15 protein-coding genes and 1 pseudogene are annotated in these 14,737 nt (G+C 61.0%); 9 read left to right on the top strand and 7 right to left on the bottom strand.

Translation table 11 applies throughout. From position 1 onward, the window contains the following. Positions 1 to 319: 319 nt before the first annotated feature. Positions 320 to 541, bottom strand: a pseudogene (locus V6M87_RS11325) (IS21 family transposase); the annotation flags it as partial. Positions 542 to 595: 54 nt separating this feature from the next. Between V6M87_RS11325 and V6M87_RS27255 the strand changes: the two are divergent. From V6M87_RS27255 to V6M87_RS11315, 3 genes are read left to right on the top strand one after another with little or no spacing between them, the layout of a single operon-like run. Continuing rightward, the gene (locus V6M87_RS27255) at positions 596 to 721 is read left to right on the top strand and encodes a hypothetical protein (protein ID WP_442920576.1); all 126 of its coding nucleotides are present in this window, start codon (positions 596 to 598) and stop codon (positions 719 to 721) included. Further along, positions 681 to 1,385 carry a hypothetical protein gene (locus V6M87_RS27250; RefSeq protein WP_442920578.1) on the top strand — a complete coding sequence of 235 codons (705 nt, stop codon included), beginning with the start codon at positions 681 to 683 and terminating at the stop codon, positions 1,383 to 1,385. The genes V6M87_RS27255 and V6M87_RS27250 overlap by 41 nt, the downstream gene beginning before the upstream one ends. A gap of 45 nt (positions 1,386 to 1,430) precedes the next feature. Then, the gene (locus V6M87_RS11315) at positions 1,431 to 1,799 is read left to right on the top strand and encodes a group II intron maturase-specific domain-containing protein (protein ID WP_332876718.1); all 369 of its coding nucleotides are present in this window, start codon (positions 1,431 to 1,433) and stop codon (positions 1,797 to 1,799) included. 143 nt (positions 1,800 to 1,942) lie between these two features. Here V6M87_RS11315 and V6M87_RS11310 read toward each other — a convergent pair whose 3' ends face one another. The 4 genes from V6M87_RS11310 to V6M87_RS11295 all read right to left on the bottom strand — a co-directional run bounded on the left by V6M87_RS11310 (position 1,943) and on the right by V6M87_RS11295 (position 5,355). After that, the gene (locus V6M87_RS11310) at positions 1,943 to 2,410 is read right to left on the bottom strand and encodes a pilin (protein WP_332876717.1); all 468 of its coding nucleotides are present in this window, start codon (positions 2,408 to 2,410) and stop codon (positions 1,943 to 1,945) included. 243 nt (positions 2,411 to 2,653) lie between these two features. Further along, entirely contained in the window at positions 2,654 to 3,535 is an 882-nt protein-coding gene (gene sucD, locus V6M87_RS11305) for a succinate--CoA ligase subunit alpha (RefSeq protein ID WP_332876716.1), read from the bottom strand. 15 nt (positions 3,536 to 3,550) lie between these two features. Then, positions 3,551 to 4,720, bottom strand: a complete 1,170-nt coding sequence (gene sucC / locus V6M87_RS11300) for an ADP-forming succinate--CoA ligase subunit beta (RefSeq protein ID WP_332876715.1) — start codon at positions 4,718 to 4,720, stop codon at positions 3,551 to 3,553. Continuing rightward, positions 4,717 to 5,355 carry a DUF2889 domain-containing protein gene (locus V6M87_RS11295; protein WP_332876714.1) on the bottom strand — a complete coding sequence of 213 codons (639 nt, stop codon included), beginning with the start codon at positions 5,353 to 5,355 and terminating at the stop codon, positions 4,717 to 4,719. Before V6M87_RS11295 ends, sucC begins: the two co-directional genes overlap by 4 nt. A 312-nt stretch (positions 5,356 to 5,667) precedes the next feature. Between V6M87_RS11295 and V6M87_RS11290 the strand changes: the two genes are divergently transcribed. Continuing rightward, complete coding sequence (locus V6M87_RS11290) at positions 5,668 to 6,117, top strand: DUF4124 domain-containing protein (protein ID WP_332876713.1); 450 nt, start codon at positions 5,668 to 5,670, stop codon at positions 6,115 to 6,117. Positions 6,118 to 6,245: 128 nt separating this feature from the next. Here the strand turns inward: V6M87_RS11290 and recX are convergent, their stop codons facing one another. Both recX and recA read right to left on the bottom strand, forming a co-directional pair. Next, the gene (gene recX / locus V6M87_RS11285; RefSeq protein WP_332876712.1) at positions 6,246 to 6,716 is read right to left on the bottom strand and encodes a recombination regulator RecX; all 471 of its coding nucleotides are present in this window, start codon (positions 6,714 to 6,716) and stop codon (positions 6,246 to 6,248) included. A 6-nt stretch (positions 6,717 to 6,722) separates the two neighbouring features. Then, positions 6,723 to 7,844 carry a recombinase RecA gene (recA, locus tag V6M87_RS11280; RefSeq protein WP_332876711.1) on the bottom strand — a complete coding sequence of 374 codons (1,122 nt, stop codon included), beginning with the start codon at positions 7,842 to 7,844 and terminating at the stop codon, positions 6,723 to 6,725. 191 nt (positions 7,845 to 8,035) lie between these two features. Here recA and V6M87_RS11275 point away from each other — a divergent pair, with 191 nt between their 5' ends. From V6M87_RS11275 to V6M87_RS11255, 5 genes are read left to right on the top strand one after another with little or no spacing between them, the layout of a single operon-like run. Then, positions 8,036 to 8,749, top strand: coding sequence for a response regulator transcription factor (locus tag V6M87_RS11275; RefSeq protein ID WP_332876710.1), 714 nt, complete (start codon positions 8,036 to 8,038; stop codon positions 8,747 to 8,749). Next, positions 8,746 to 10,269, top strand: a complete 1,524-nt coding sequence (locus tag V6M87_RS11270; RefSeq protein ID WP_442920575.1) for a sensor histidine kinase — start codon at positions 8,746 to 8,748, stop codon at positions 10,267 to 10,269. Before V6M87_RS11275 ends, V6M87_RS11270 begins: the two co-directional genes overlap by 4 nt. Further along, a complete protein-coding gene (locus V6M87_RS11265) occupies positions 10,262 to 10,561 on the top strand; it encodes a DUF4212 domain-containing protein (RefSeq protein WP_332876709.1) in 300 nt (99 codons plus the stop codon). The genes V6M87_RS11270 and V6M87_RS11265 overlap by 8 nt, the downstream gene beginning before the upstream one ends. Further along, positions 10,558 to 12,636, top strand: coding sequence for a sodium:solute symporter family protein (locus tag V6M87_RS11260; protein ID WP_332876708.1), 2,079 nt, complete (start codon positions 10,558 to 10,560; stop codon positions 12,634 to 12,636). The genes V6M87_RS11265 and V6M87_RS11260 overlap by 4 nt, the downstream gene beginning before the upstream one ends. A 59-nt stretch (positions 12,637 to 12,695) precedes the next feature. Then, positions 12,696 to 14,714, top strand: a complete 2,019-nt coding sequence (locus tag V6M87_RS11255) for an alpha/beta hydrolase family protein (RefSeq protein WP_332876707.1) — start codon at positions 12,696 to 12,698, stop codon at positions 14,712 to 14,714. Positions 14,715 to 14,737 lie beyond the last annotated feature (23 nt).

Below are 14,737 nucleotides of genomic sequence, written 5' to 3'. Positions count from 1 at the left end.
GCGCAAGTCCCGCCGCGCGTTGATCACGGCGAGCGAAGTGAAGCAACTTCGGAATGGCTGACGCTGGCAACCGGAACGACCGCGGAGACGAGGCGTGCAGCGAAATTGCGAGCCGATGTACAAGAATGGGATAGAAGCTGCCAAGCGGGGCGAGCGGGCACAAAATCACGAAGCTCGTGTGGTCGGGTGGAAGTAACATAAATCCGGCGGTTGCGCAGTGAGGAAGTACGTTCTTACCTGCGGAGAACTCGCCTCATGCCTGAAAGGACGACGACGCGAATTGAAGCGAGGATTGAGCAGAGGTCGTCGTAGTCCGGTGCCGAGGCCGGGAAGGCTGGCACTGCTTGACCCGGAAACCGCCGTACTTTGTGAAGTCCAGGAAGCCGGCGAGGTAGCGAAGCTGGCCGTCGCCGTACACCTCAAGCTCGATGGCCACCGTCTTCATGGTGCCGTACAGGACCTTGCGCGGCACGCTGCCGAATGCAGCGAAGACGCGCTCATGGCAACCGATCAGCGTGCCCACTTTCATGTCGCTGCTGAAAACTTTTAATGACACAGCCACGGGTTTCGTCGCGGCCATCGTACGCATCATGCCGTGCTTGCTGCACAGCATGACGTGAAGAACGGCTACCGCGTCGTGGTCGATATTGATCTGTCACAGGTCTTCGACAGGATCAATCATGACATCTTGTATCGACCGTTTAAGCAAACGTGGGGATGACACTGACGTAACCAGACTGCTCCTTGCCTACCTGAACCCGGGAATTGTAAATCGTGGCGTGGTAATGGCGCGGGCCCAGGGGACGCCCCAAGGTGGGTGCTTCTCTCCATTACTTGCCAACATGCTTCTCGACGAACCGGAGCAACCATGCCATCGCCACTCCGGAGGAGCGACGATGACTTGGCATCGACATGCCTTGGCAAATCTTCATTCAGCTTGGACACACAGCCGGTTCGTGCGCATCGGCAACCCACACTATGTAACCTTATCGACGAATGTTGCAGACTTGCCTAGTTTCATGCAATTGCATGAGTGCAATTTTCTGGCGCCATTCACCCGCATTGCTTTCGCCGGGTCGCCTGGCGAAGGCTCAGGCGACCCATGCCGGGCAGGTGTTAACCTGCAATGGGCCGTCGTCATCGGCGAGCAGCGCGTCCTGGCGCGCATCTTCGAGCGCGGCGAAGGCACGACAGCTTACTCAGGTAAGAGCGCCAGTGCCGTCGCCTGTGCAGCATGGATGGCCGGGTTGGTGACCACTGGCATTGTGAACGTTGAAATGCCCGGTGGCACCGCGCCGGTGCGCTTGTGGGAGCGGCGCTGGATTGCAAGTATGGCTATTCGGTACAGCTCGATTTTTAACGAACAGCTAATAGCAATGCCATAAGTGGCAGACGAATCGATGAATACTTCGTGAACATGGCACGCGACAATGGAATGCGAGCCGCTGCCGTCGATTGCAAGCGCATTTGCAGATAGCGTGAGCATGACCTGCATACTTGGATGGAAGGCGTACTTCGGCTTGACGCAAACGCGAGGAGTCTTGCATAAGCAGGATGGTTGGATGCGTCACCGACTTGCGAGCAATCCATTCGAAGCAATGGAAACGCGGCCCGACGAGTTACCGGGAATTGCTGAAACCACAGGCCAAGCCTTATGTTGTGCGATTGGTTGCTGCAAACAGCCGCCGCCTGTGACACAACAGCAGGCTCGCGCTGAACAACGTGCCGACGATTGGCTATTTCGATCGTCCATGCTTGCCTGGCCTCACTTCACCTCAACTGCCTATGCCGATTCATAAGCGCCATGACAGAACCCTTATCCGGAAAGGCGAAATGTAATCTTGCAAAACGAAATGCGCGGAAAAAGGCATGCGGGATCGACGATGTTCATTCTTAATGCAAAAAGCCGCCCGAGGGCGGCTTTCGATATTACGACATAGTATTACGAACCGGAGACGAACGAGTTCTTCTGGAATGCAGCTTTCACAGCGGCGTTTTCCGAGTCTGATTCAATCTTCCAGGTAACGGAACTCGTGTTCAACGTTGGGGTGAATTTCACGGTCGAACCATCGGTATTCTTGCCGATGTCATTCAACGTCAGGGTGATGATGCCGCTGCCAGTAACGGTAATGGACTTGGCTTCCTTCGATGCCGTGAACGGCGCAAACAAATCTCCGTTCTTCGTCGTGTTGCAGTCGTCGACCTTACCCGCCTCTTGTGCGCACATTGCGACAGCGGTTTTGTAAGGATCAGCAGCCGACAGCGCGTTGGCAGCTTTTGCTTTTGCGGTATAGTCGCTGTACGCCGGGATCGCAACAGCGGCCAGGATACCGATAATCGCAACCACGATCATCAGTTCGATCAGGGTGAAACCTGCTTGTGCCTTCTTGACCATTTTCATCGATTTCATCTTAAATCTCCTTCGGGGTTAGTGGTGTATGTTGGACTACTGGTAGTGTACTTAGCAATTGCCGTGCCAGCCCAGTTTCCCCCGGTTTTTATGATTTTCGGTTGTCGAAAACGGTGATAGTGACGTCTTTTGTCAGTGCGAGTGACAAAATTTGTCACTTTGTCGCTTGGTTAGCATATTTTTGCCACCTGGAATTAAAAAAGGAAGCCGAAGCTTCCTTTTTTTGTTCTGACTGAGAACTTTTTACAGCATGGCCTGCAGCAGGCGTGCCATTTCCGATGGGTTCTTGGTGGCTTTGATGCCGCATTCTTCCATGATGTCCAGCTTGGCTTGTGCCGTATCGGCACCGCCCGAGATCAGCGCGCCAGCGTGGCCCATGCGCTTGCCTGGAGGCGCCGTCACACCAGCGATGAAGCAAACCACCGGCTTCTTCATGTTGTCCTTGATCCAGTAAGCCGCGTTGGCTTCGTCCGGGCCGCCGATTTCGCCGATCATGATGACCGCGTCAGTATCAGGATCGTCGTTGAACATCTTCATGATGTCGATGTGCTTCAGACCGTTGATCGGGTCGCCGCCAATGCCGACTGCCGACGATTGGCCCAGGCCCAGTGCCGTCAATTGACCGACTGCTTCGTAGGTCAAGGTGCCCGAACGCGAAACCACGCCGATCCGGCCCTTTTTATGGATGTGACCTGGCATGATGCCGATCTTGATTTCGTCTGGCGTGATCAAGCCTGGGCAGTTAGGGCCCAGCAGCAGGGTTTTGGAACCCGATTTGGCCATGCGGTCCTTGAGGGCCATCATGTCACGGACAGGAATGCCTTCGGTGATGCAAATTGCCAGGTCCAGGTCGGCTTCGACGGCTTCCCAGATGGCGGCAGCTGCGCCCGCTGGTGGAACGTAGATCACCGACACGTTGGCGCCAGTGGCAGCCTTGGCTTCGGACACGGTGGCGTAAATTGGAATGCCTTCGAAATCTTCGCCGGCTTTCTTCGGGTTCACGCCAGCGACGAACGCTTCTTTGCCGTTCGCGTAGTCGCGGCACATGCGGGTGTGGAATTGACCGGTCTTGCCGGTAATCCCTTGGGTGATGACTTTGGTATCTTTGTTGATCAGGATCGACATTGTAATTTCCTCGAATTAAGCGTGACCGGCGGCAGCGGCGACCACGGCCTTGGCTGCATCTTCCATCGTATCGGCGGCGATGATCGGCAGACCGGAATCGGCCAGCATTTTCTTGCCGATTTCTTCGTTGGTGCCCTTCATGCGGACCACCAGCGGGACTTGCAGCGAAACAGCTTTCGATGCGGTGATCACGCCTTCGGCGATCACGTCGCAACGCATGATGCCACCGAAAATGTTGACCAGGATGGCTTTCAGGCCTGGGTTTTTCAACATGATCTTGAACGCTTCCGTGACTTTCTCAGCCGTGGCGCCACCGCCGACGTCGAGGAAGTTGGCAGGCTCGCCGCCGAACAGTTTGATGGTGTCCATGGTGGCCATGGCCAGGCCGGCGCCGTTCACCAGGCAACCGATGTTGCCATCGAGCGAAATGTAGGCCAGGTCGAATTTCGATGCTTCGATTTCAGCTGGGTCTTCTTCGTCCAGGTCGCGGTAAGCGACGATTTCTGGATGGCGATACAGCGCGTTGGCGTCAAAGTTCCACTTGGCGTCCAGGGCGATGACTTTGCCTTCGCCGGTGAGGATCAACGGGTTGATTTCGGCCAGCGATGCGTCGGTTTCCCAGTAGGCTTTGTACAGGCCCATCAGCTGCGCGCGGGCATCGGCCAGCGATGCGGCAGGCACGCCGATTTTGGTCAGCAGGTCGTCGGCTTCTGCGTCTTGCAGGCCGGCCGACGGGTCGATGGCGACCGTGTGGATTTTTTCCGGGTTGGAGTGGGCAACTTCTTCGATGTCCATGCCGCCTTCGGAAGAACCCATCAGCACGACGCGCTGCGACACGCGGTCGGTGACCAGCGAGATGTACAGTTCTTTCTTGATGTCGGCGCCTTCTTCAACCAGCAGGCGACGGACTTTTTGTCCTTCAGGGCCAGTCTGGTGCGTGACCAGTTGCATGCCCATGATCTGTTCTGCGTATTCTTTGACCTGGTCGAGGGAGAACGCAACTTTCACGCCACCACCTTTGCCGCGGCCGCCAGCATGGATCTGGGCTTTGACGACCCACACCTTGCCGCCCAGCGTTTCAGCTGCTTTCACAGCCTCTTCTACGGACATGCACGGAATGCCGCGCGGAACCGTCACTCCGTACTGCCGGAGGATTTCTTTGCCTTGATACTCATGGATCTTCATGCTGGCTTCCCTTCTTCTGTTACTGATTGAGAAATACGATTAGATGGAACTGCAACTACTTGTTCACCGCCGGGCGCAGCTTCGGCCCAACGCGGGTAAAACTTGGCGACTGCGGGACCGTCGACACGCAGGGCGTGGCAGCGGTCGAGCTGGAACGGACGTTCCGTCGCAGGGGTTTCAACATTGTCGACGCCTTCATGGGTCGAGAGAACTTCGTTGGCGTACGCCTGCACGGCGGCGGTCGGTAAAACTTGCGCCAGTTCGGTCAGGTGGGTACAGCCGAGCACGCCGTGGAGGCGGTCTTTCAGGTGTAATCGGAAATGCTGCATCAGGTTCAGCCCCACCAGCGCCTGGTAGGCCGGACCAATCGTGTTGCACATGCCTGGATAAGGCACGGCATCCGAGGCGGCGTCGGCCGCAACGATGTTGAAGGCGCGGTCGATCGTGATGCGCAGCTTCAGGTCATGGATGGGGTCGCCAGCGGCACGCAGTCCCGAGGCCAGTTGGATAGCGCGCGTCTTGACGTCGCGGATATTGGCATCGAGATCCCACAGTCCATCTTCGCGCGAGTAGGCAGCGACTTCGATGGTGCGCGTGTGCCGGAGCGTGCGCGGTGCGGGAGGTGACAAAGGCATAAAGAACAAAACCGGCGGGGCGGTAGTAAGTGTGTGCAGCCGTGTGCAGATGCACGTCAACGCAGTTTCTACGATGACAACCGCTCATGCGGCGCTGCTAAAACCCCAAAAGTTTAGCACATGCGTCGGTCAGTTGCACTGCAACATAGTATGCACGACAGATTCCCGGAGGGATCACACCAGATATTCGTTCTGGTGATAAGCAATATCACTTAGATTGGAAGCAATGTGCAGTATCCGCCGATACTGCTTTCTGGTATGTTTCCAAGTAGAACTAAAGCGAATAACGAACGGAGACCTGTCGGGAATGTTATGTTGAAATTTTACAGTTGCATGCTTGGTGTCGCCGTGCTGACAACCGCGCTGCCTGTGGCGGCCCAAATCTATAAATGGACCGATGCGCAAGGCAAGATCCACTACAGCGACTACGCTGGCGACGCCAGCGCAGGCCGTTCGACCCAGATCCGCGTGACGCCCGCGCAGCCAGCAGGCGACGCGCCACCGGCGCAAGATTGGCGCGTCCGGGAAGCAGAATTCCAGAAGCGCCAGCGCATGGCGGCGACCCCGGAGCCGCGCTTTCCGACGGTGTCTGCGCGTAGTGGGAGTGCGTCAGATCTCAGCTATCGGAGTGAGAAGCCGGGCGCAAAGTGCGGGCTGGCACGCGATATATTGAGTGGCGCGGCGCAGCATACCAATCGCAAACCGACGGACCAGAACGACCGCGATATCGCCACGAACGACATCAAAACATTCTGCCGCTAGAGCGACACGAACCAGACAGGTGGGAGGCAAAACGCCAGCGCGCAGCGCCATTCACGGATGAGGAGCAAATGACTTGATCAAGTCGTTTGCGGCGAATGACGCTCCGCGCTGACGCCTTCGCGCCAAGCTCAAGCGTCGTCGTGGTCGCCGAATGTTTCTTCCAGCCCCTGCATGGCCACGCGCGCTGCCCGTTGCGAAAAACCGCGCTGCAACAAGAACCGCATCTGCTTGCTGCGCTCGGCAGCGTCCGCAGCGACGGTGCCGAACTTGCGCCGCCACACATCAGAGGCGCGCGCCGCTTCGCTGTCTGCCAGGCCGGCCTTTAAACCAGCCAACGCTTCGCCGTTCACGCCATGGCTTTGCAGTTCGGCCATGATGCGGTTGTTGCCGAACCGCGCAGAGCGGCGGTTGAGCAGGGATTCGCAGAAACGTTCCTGCGACAGCCAGTTATTCTTTTCCAAAAAGTCGAGCAAGGCGTTCACGTCATCGCCCTCCTCGGCGTAGCGGGCCAGCTTGCGCCCAAGTTCCAGACGGCTGTGCTCTCGCATCGACAGATAGCGCAAGGCACGGCCTTTGAGGCTTAAGGCCGGACCCCGCATGTTGACTTATTCGGCAGCGGCAGGCGCAGCAGCGGCAGATGCAGCAGCAGCAGCCTTGGTGGCCTTGGCCGACTTGCCCGTCTCTTCAACTTCGCCCGGACCTGGCGGGATCTCGCGCACGCCCAGTGCAACGCGCACCTTGTTCTCGATTTCACGGGCCAGGGCTGGACGCTCTTTCAAGAACAAACGCGCATTGTCCTTGCCTTGACCGATGCGCTCGCCGTTGTAGCTGTACCACGAGCCGGACTTCTCGACGATTTTGTTATCGGCGCCGAGATCGAGAATTTCACCCTCACGGGACGTGCCTTCGCCATACAGGATGTCGAAGTGCGCTTCCTTGAATGGCGGCGCGATTTTATTCTTGACGACCTTGACCTTGGTTTCGTTACCGATCACTTCGTCGCCGGACTTGATGGAACCGGTACGGCGAATATCCAGGCGCACGGACGCGTAGAACTTGAGCGCGTTACCACCGGTGGTGGTTTCCGGGCTGCCGAACATGACGCCGATCTTCATGCGGATCTGGTTGATGAAAATAACCAGGGTGTTGGTGCGGTTGATGGAACCGGTCAACTTGCGCAGCGCCTGCGACATCAAACGTGCCTGCAAGCCTGGCAGCGAATCGCCCATGTCGCCTTCGATTTCGGCGCGTGGCGTCAAGGCCGCGACCGAGTCGATGACGATCAGGTCGACCGAACCGGAACGCACCAGCGCGTCGGTGATTTCCAGCGCCTGCTCGCCCGTGTCCGGCTGCGAAATAAGCAGTTCGGACAGGTTGATGCCCAGCTTTTGCGCGTAACCGACGTCCAGCGCGTGCTCGGCGTCGATGAAGGCGCAGGTGCCGCCCAGCTTTTGCATTTGTGCGATGGTCTGCAGGGTGAGCGTGGTTTTACCCGACGATTCCGGACCGTAGATTTCGACGATGCGGCCGCGTGGCAAGCCGCCCACGCCCAGCGCGATGTCCAGGCCAAGCGAGCCGGTGGACACGGTCTGCACTTCTTCGACCGGGGTGTTGGCATCCATGCGCATCACGGAACCCTTGCCGAACTGCTTTTCGATCTGCGCCAGGGCGGCGGCCAGAGCCTTGCCCTTCTCTGCCGCGTTGAGGTTGGTTTTTTTATCGTCCATTATTTTCTTTCAGTATCGGAGATGCCTAGATAGGGTGGATGCGCCCGAATTCAATACCCACCACTGTATAAACAAACAGTGGTTTTAGCAAGTGCTATTTACGTCCGATGTGACAAAAGCTCGCTATGTTGCGGAAGATGAAACACAATATGCATACTGCAGTCTAACCAGTGATGGCACAGAGGGATCCGATGCGCATTTTGCTCGCCGAAGATGATAGCGTACTTGCCGATGGATTGACGCGCTCCTTGCGCCAGTCCGGCTACGCGATTGACTGCGTCAAGAATGGCGCCGACGCCGACACGGCGCTGTCCACCCAGGAGTTCGATTTGCTGATCCTCGACCTGGGCCTGCCGCGCCTGTCGGGACTGGAAGTACTGCGCCGCCTGCGCGCGCGCGCTTCCAACCTGCCGGTGCTGATCCTTACCGCCGCCGACTCGATCGAGCAGCGCGTCAACGGCCTCGATCTGGGCGCCGATGACTACATGGCCAAGCCGTTTGCCCTGTCCGAACTGGAAGCACGGGTGCGCGCGCTGACCCGGCGCGGCGCCGGCGGCGGCCCCACCGTCATTCGTCACGGCCCGCTGGCCTACGACCAGGTCGGGCGCTCGGCCTATATCAACGAGCAGATGCTAGACCTGTCCGCGCGCGAACTGGGCCTGCTGGAAATTTTGCTGGCGCGCAGCGGGCGCCTGGTGTCGAAAGAGCAGCTGGTCGACCACCTGTGCGAATGGGGAGAAGAAGTCTCGAACAACGCCATTGAGGTGTACGTGCACCGCCTGCGCAAAAAAATCGAGGTGGGCGGCGTGCGCATCGCCACCGTGCGCGGCCTGGGCTATTGCCTGGAAAAATTCGCCGAACCGGTCCGGCCGCCACAATCCGACGTGCTTCACTCCGGCAAGTGATCCGGCGCAATCTCGACCAGCACCCCGACCCCATCCTGGCGCCGGAAGAAAGTTACCAGCCGCCCAATCCGGAGCCGGACGAAAGCATCCAGCACTCGCTGTTCGGCGAAATCCTCGACTGGATGCTGGCCCCGCTGCTGCTGTTGTGGCCAATGAGCATTGCCATTACTTACCTGGTGGCCAAGTCGATCGCCAATCAACCGTTCGACCGCGCGCTCGAAGACAGTGTCACCGTGCTGGCCCAGCAAGTCCATGAAGTGGCCGGCAAGGTCACGGCGCGCCTGCCCGGCAGCGCGCGCGACATCCTGCGCGCCGACGACGTCGACAATGTGTACTTCCAGGTGGTCGGACCACGCGGCGAATACGTCGACGGCGACCGCGACCTGCCCGCCCCCACCGAAGAAGAGCGCTATCCCAGCGGCACGGTGCACTTCCGGAATGCCACCATGCACGGCGCGCAGGTGCGCGTCGCCTACTCCTGGGTCGCCTTGCAGCCGCTGGCCGAAGGCGCCGAAGTCGACCCGAGAAGCGCGCTGGTGCAGGTGGCCGAAACGCTGGACAAGCGCGCCGGCCTCGCCAACGAAATCATCAAGGGCGTGATCCTGCCCCAGTTCATCATTTTGCCGGTGATTCTGGCGCTGGTCTGGTTTGCGCTGTCGCGCGGCCTGTCGCCGCTGGCCGAACTGCAGGAGAGAATCCGCGCGCGCCGCCCGGACGACCTGTCTCCCATCGACGCCCGCCAGGTGCCGGAGGAAATTTCTCCGCTGGTCGGCTCGTTCAACGACATGCTGGCGCGCCTGGAGCAAACCATCGACATGCAAAAACGCTTCATTGCCGACGCCGCGCACCAGATGAAGACGCCGCTGGCCGGCATGCGCATGCAGTCCGAACTGGCGCTGCGCCAGGTTGATGCCCAGGAGATTCATCGCTCGCTGGAGCAATTGGCCACCAGCAGCGAATCGGCCACGCGCCTGGTCAATCAGCTACTGGCGCTGGCGCGTGCCGAGCACCAGCCCAACGCCGGCCTCGCCTTCGAGGAAGTCGACCTGGTGGCGCTGGCCCGCAGCACCGTGCAGGAATGGGTGCCGGCCTCGTTTGCCGGGCGCATCGACCTGGGCTTTGAAGCGCCGCCCGGCGCGCTGGTGATCGCGGCCAATGCGTTGATGCTGCATGAATTGCTGTCGAACCTGATCGACAACGCGCTGCGCTACACGCCGGTGGACGGCAGCGTCACGGTGCGCGTGCGGCGCATGGAAGACGACGTTTTACTGGAAGTGGAAGACACCGGGCCGGGCATCGCGCCCGCCGAGCGCAGCCGCGTCTTCGAGCGGTTTTACCGCATCCTCGGCAGCAGTGCGACCGGCAGCGGCCTGGGCCTGGCCATCGTGCGCGAGGTGGCCCAGCAGCACAATGCCGAGATCGACCTGTTCGACAACCCGCGCAGTACCAATAAAAAATATCCCGGCAGCCTGTTTCGGCTGACCTTCCCCCCTCCCGTTCCCCGCGCCGACGATGCCTGACCTGCCTGATCCCACCCAACGGCGCGCGCGCCTGCTGACCGCGCGCGCCGCGCACTGGCGCACCACCCGCCGCGTGACCGCGTTGCTGCTGGCGATCTGGCTGGCCACCAGCTTCGGCGCCGTCTGGTTCGCGCGCGACCTGCAGAATTTAAGCGTGTTCGGCTGGCCGCTCTCCTTTTATATGGCGGCGCAGGGCGCCTCGCTGATCTACCTTGCCGTCATCGGCGCCTATGCCTGGTTGATGCGGCGCGCCGATGCGCGCTATGTGCAAGCGCTGGAAGGGCAGCCATGAACAAGGCGCAACGCTATTTCCGCAAACTGCGCCGTTACTATCTGTGGTTCACGGCCTGCTTCGGTGCCTTTCTCATTGCGCTGGCCGTGCTGGAAAAGGAAGGCATGCCGCGCCTGTGGATCGGCTATCTGTTCATGTTTGCCACCATCGTCCTGTACGCCACCATCGGCGTCATCAGCCGCACGGCGAATGTCACCGAATACTATGTCGCCGGGCGGCGCGTGCCGGCCCTGTTCAACGGCATGGCCACCGCCGCCGACTGGATTTCGGCAGCCAGCTTCATCAGCCTGGCCGGGGGCCTGTACCTGCACGGCTTCGATGGCCTGGCCTACATCATGGGCTGGACTGGCGGCTATTGCCTGGTGGCGTTGTTGATTGCACCCTACCTGCGTAAATCGACCCAGTTCACCATCCCCGATTTTCTGGCGGCGCGCTACGGCGGCGGCGCCGGCGGACGCGGTGCGCCGGTGCGGGCGATGGCCGTGGCGGCCACCATCATCGTCTCGTTCACCTATGTGGTTGCGCAAATTTACGCGGTCGGCCTGATCGCTTCGCGGTTTACCGGCGTCGATTTTTCGGTGGGCATTTTCCTCGGCCTGGCCAGCATCCTGGTTTGTTCCTTCCTGGGCGGCATGCGCGCCATCACCTGGACCCAGGTGGCGCAGTACATCATCATCCTCGTCGCGTTTTTGATCCCGACCATGTGGCTGTCGGTCAAGCACGCCGACAACCCGGTGCCGCAGGTGGCTTACGGCGCGGTGCTGCCCAAGCTGGCCGCGCGCGAAGCGCAACTGGTCAATGACCCGAAAGAAACCGAGGTGCGCCACCTTTTCCGCGACCGCGCCGATGCCTTCAGCGCCAGGCTGGCGGCACTGCCGGCCTCGTGGGACGTGGGCCGGCGCGAAGCCCAGCGCCAGCTCGACGCGGTGCGCCTGCGCAATGGCTCGCTGTCCGAGCTGCGCGCCGCCGAACGGGGCCTGATTGCGTATCCCAAAACGCCGGCCGATGCGGCCCGTCAGTGGCGCGAACAGCGCGACGCCAACCTGGTTCGCGCCCAGATTCCCGAAGCGCACGCGACGCCCTTCCCCGGCCCGGATCGCGCCAGCTCGGATATCCGCCGCAACAATTTCCTGGCCCTGGTGCTGTGCCTGATGCTGGGCACGGCCGCCCTGCCGCACATCCTGATGCGCTCGTACACCACGCCGTCGGTGCAGGAAAGCCGCCAGTCGGTGTTCTGGACCCTGTTCTTCATTCTGCTGATTTATTTGACCATTCCCGCGCTGGCGGTGCTGGCCAAATACGATCTCTACACGAGCCTGGTTGGCAGCGATTTCACCAATCTGCCCAACTGGATTTCCTACTGGGGCAATGTCGACAAGCTCAATCCCCTGATCAGCATTGTCGACGTAAATGGCGACGGCATCGTGCAGCTGGCCGAAATTGCCATCGACGGCGACGTGCTGGTGCTGGCCACGCCGGAAATCGGCGGCTTGCCGTATGTGATCTCCGGCCTGGTGGCGGCCGGCGGCCTGGCGGCAGCCTTGTCGACCGCCGACGGCTTGTTGCTGGCCATTTCGAACGCGCTGTCGCACGACGTCTATTACAAGATGGTCGACCCGAACGCGTCGACCCAGAAGCGCGTGACCATTTCCAAATTGCTGTTGCTGGCAGTCGCTTTTATTGCCGCTTACGCCGCGTCGCAAAAACCCGCCGATATCCTCTCCCTGGTCGGGGCGGCGTTCTCGCTGGCGGCGTCGCTCCTGTTTCCGGCACTGGCGGCGGCGGTGTTCTGGAAGCGGGCCAACCACGTGGGCGCGATCGCCGGCATGCTGACCGGCTTTCTGGTCTGCATGTTCTACATGCTGCACACCAACCCGATCCTGGGCGGCAGCGCGGCCGCACAGTGGTTTCATATCGCGCCCATTTCGGCCGGCGTGTTCGGGGTGCCGGCCGGGATCCTGGCGCTGGTGCTGGGCAGTCTGCTGACCCGGGCGCCGGATCACGCGGCGCATGGTTTGCTCGACCATATCCGGGCGCCCGAAGAAATAAAAATAACGACCGGGATTTACAAATAAATATCGATTAGGCACTTGTTATATGGCAATCTAGACGGCATCACTCACGAGGGAATGCCATGCCGTCCTTGCGCCATATCTGTCTGTTTCTGCTCCTTGGCGCCGGCATGGGCTTGGCGCTGGCGGCGCCAGCGCCGATGCCGGCAAGCAGGGTACCTGTGGACGTCTTTTTTGCGCACGCATCGTTCGGTGGCGCCGTGCTGTCACCCAACGGAAAGTCTCTGGCGGCACGCGGGGTCGCAAAAAATGGCCGCCAGGTGCTGGTCGTGATCGACCTGGCCACGCGCGACGGCACGCTTGCGGCGGCTTACAACGATGCAGATATCCGGCAATTTCAATGGGTCAATGACGAGCGCCTGGTGTACACGCTGGGCGACCGCCAGCTGGCGGAAGGTCAGCGCGTGCTGGCGCCAGGCCTGTACGCAGTCAACCGCGACGGCAGCAAACCCCTCCAGTTGGCCGAACGGGATGCCAGCTTTGTGCGCGAAGGCAGCCGCCTCAAGAACAATATACTGCCTTGGCATACCTACCTGATGGCGCCGGGCGCACAGGACACCGACTTCATCTATGTCTCCAGTCCCGCCTGGGACGACAGCGGCTATGGCAACAATATCGAGCACGTCGATTTGCTGCGTCTGAACACCCTCACCGGCAGCGCGCAGGCGGTGCCGCGGCCCGGCAATACCATGGAATGGCTGCTCGACCAGAAGGGCCAGCCGCGCCTGGCAACCACGCGCAAAAAAGACGTCGCGTCCGTGTACTACCGCGATCCGGCTACCGATGCGTGGCGCATCGTGGCCAGTTACGACGCCTACCTGCCGGACGCCGCCGGCTTCGAGCCGATCGGTTTCGGGCCCGACGGCGCCCTGTACGTGACCAGCACGCAGCACAGCGACACCGCGTCCCTGCGCCGTTTCGACCTGGTCACGGGCCAGGTCACAGGCCAGGCGCTGATTGCCGCGCCCGGCTTCGATGTCGATGCCGAACTGGTGGGCAACCGCGCCACCATGCTGGGGGCGCGCATCAGCACCGATGCGCGCAGCATGGTCTGGTTCGATCCGGCCATGCAGGCGACCCAGGCGGCCATCGACCAGGCGCTGCCGGGCATGGTCAACCTGGTCACCGTGGCGGCAGACCCGGCCGCGCCATGGCTCCTGGTCGAGTCGTTTTCCGACAAAGTGCCATCGCGTTATTTCCTGTACAAGCGCGCAACACGCGAACTGAGCCCGGTCGGCAACAGCCATGCCGCCATCGACCCGGCCCGGATGGGCAGCCAGGAAATGGTGCACTACAAGGCGCGCGACGGCCTCGTCATCCCTGCGCTGCTGACCTTGCCTGCAGGCGGCGTGCGCAAAGGCTTGCCACTGGTGGTGCTGGTGCACGGCGGGCCGTGGGTGCGTGGTGCCACCTGGGGCTGGGATGCGCAGAGCCAGTTCCTGGCATCGCGCGGTTACGCCGTGCTCGAGCCATCCTTTCGGGGCAGCACAGGCCTCGGCCACCGCCATTTCAGTGCGGGTTTCAAGCAATGGGGGCTGGCCATGCAGGACGACCTCGCCGACGGTGCGCGCTGGGCCATTGCGCAGGGCGTGGCCGACCCGGCGCGCATCTGCATTGCCGGCGCCAGCTACGGCGGCTATGCGGTACTCATGGGCTTGATCAACGATCCTGCCTTGTACAAGTGCGGCGTGGAATGGGCCGGCGTGACCGATCTCGCCCTGATGTACAACGATGCCTGGTTCACCGCCGGTTCGGATGCCGACGACAACAGCCGCAAATACGGCATGCCGCGCTTGCTCGGCGACCCGGTCGCAGATGCCGTCCAACTGAAGGCCACGTCCCCCGTCGAGCAGGCCGCACGCATCACCCAGCCGCTGCTGATGGCCTACGGCGGCGCTGACCGGCGCGTGCCCATCGTCCATGGACGGCGCCTGTACAGCAAGGCCAAGGCCACCAATGCCCGCGTCGAGTGGATCGAGTATGGCAACGAGGGACATGGCTGGGGCTTGCCTGCCAACCGCATCGATTTCTGGACCCGCGTGGAAAAGTTCCTGGATAAAAATATCGGCGCGGCGCAGTAAAACTCGACCTGCACCACACACCG

Origin of the sequence: Massilia sp. S19_KUP03_FR1, assembly GCF_036688685.1 — a bacterium.
Lineage (GTDB): Bacteria > Pseudomonadota > Gammaproteobacteria > Burkholderiales > Burkholderiaceae_D > JALYUM01.
The sequence above is the reverse complement of the archived record's forward strand: the minus strand, read 5'-3'. Positions and strand labels throughout refer to the sequence as shown.

Bases quoted from the DNA above. Each gene is read 5' to 3' on its own strand.
- V6M87_RS27250 (WP_442920578.1), top strand. From the start codon at position 681: ATGACATCTTGTATCGACCGTTTAAGCAAACGTGGGGATGACACTGAC.
- V6M87_RS11315 (WP_332876718.1), top strand. From the start codon at position 1,431: ATGGAATGCGAGCCGCTGCCGTCGATTGCAAGCGCATTTGCAGATAGC.
- V6M87_RS11310 (WP_332876717.1), bottom strand. From the start codon at position 2,410: ATGAAATCGATGAAAATGGTCAAGAAGGCACAAGCAGGTTTCACCCTG.
- sucD (WP_332876716.1), bottom strand. From the start codon at position 3,535: ATGTCGATCCTGATCAACAAAGATACCAAAGTCATCACCCAAGGGATT.
- sucC (WP_332876715.1), bottom strand. From the start codon at position 4,720: ATGAAGATCCATGAGTATCAAGGCAAAGAAATCCTCCGGCAGTACGGA.
- V6M87_RS11295 (WP_332876714.1), bottom strand. From the start codon at position 5,355: ATGCCTTTGTCACCTCCCGCACCGCGCACGCTCCGGCACACGCGCACC.
- V6M87_RS11290 (WP_332876713.1), top strand. From the start codon at position 5,668: ATGTTGAAATTTTACAGTTGCATGCTTGGTGTCGCCGTGCTGACAACC.
- recX (WP_332876712.1), bottom strand. From the start codon at position 6,716: ATGCGGGGTCCGGCCTTAAGCCTCAAAGGCCGTGCCTTGCGCTATCTG.
- recA (WP_332876711.1), bottom strand. From the start codon at position 7,844: ATGGACGATAAAAAAACCAACCTCAACGCGGCAGAGAAGGGCAAGGCT.
- V6M87_RS11275 (WP_332876710.1), top strand. From the start codon at position 8,036: ATGCGCATTTTGCTCGCCGAAGATGATAGCGTACTTGCCGATGGATTG.
- V6M87_RS11265 (WP_332876709.1), top strand. From the start codon at position 10,262: ATGCCTGACCTGCCTGATCCCACCCAACGGCGCGCGCGCCTGCTGACC.
- V6M87_RS11260 (WP_332876708.1), top strand. From the start codon at position 10,558: ATGAACAAGGCGCAACGCTATTTCCGCAAACTGCGCCGTTACTATCTG.
- V6M87_RS11255 (WP_332876707.1), top strand. From the start codon at position 12,696: ATGCCGTCCTTGCGCCATATCTGTCTGTTTCTGCTCCTTGGCGCCGGC.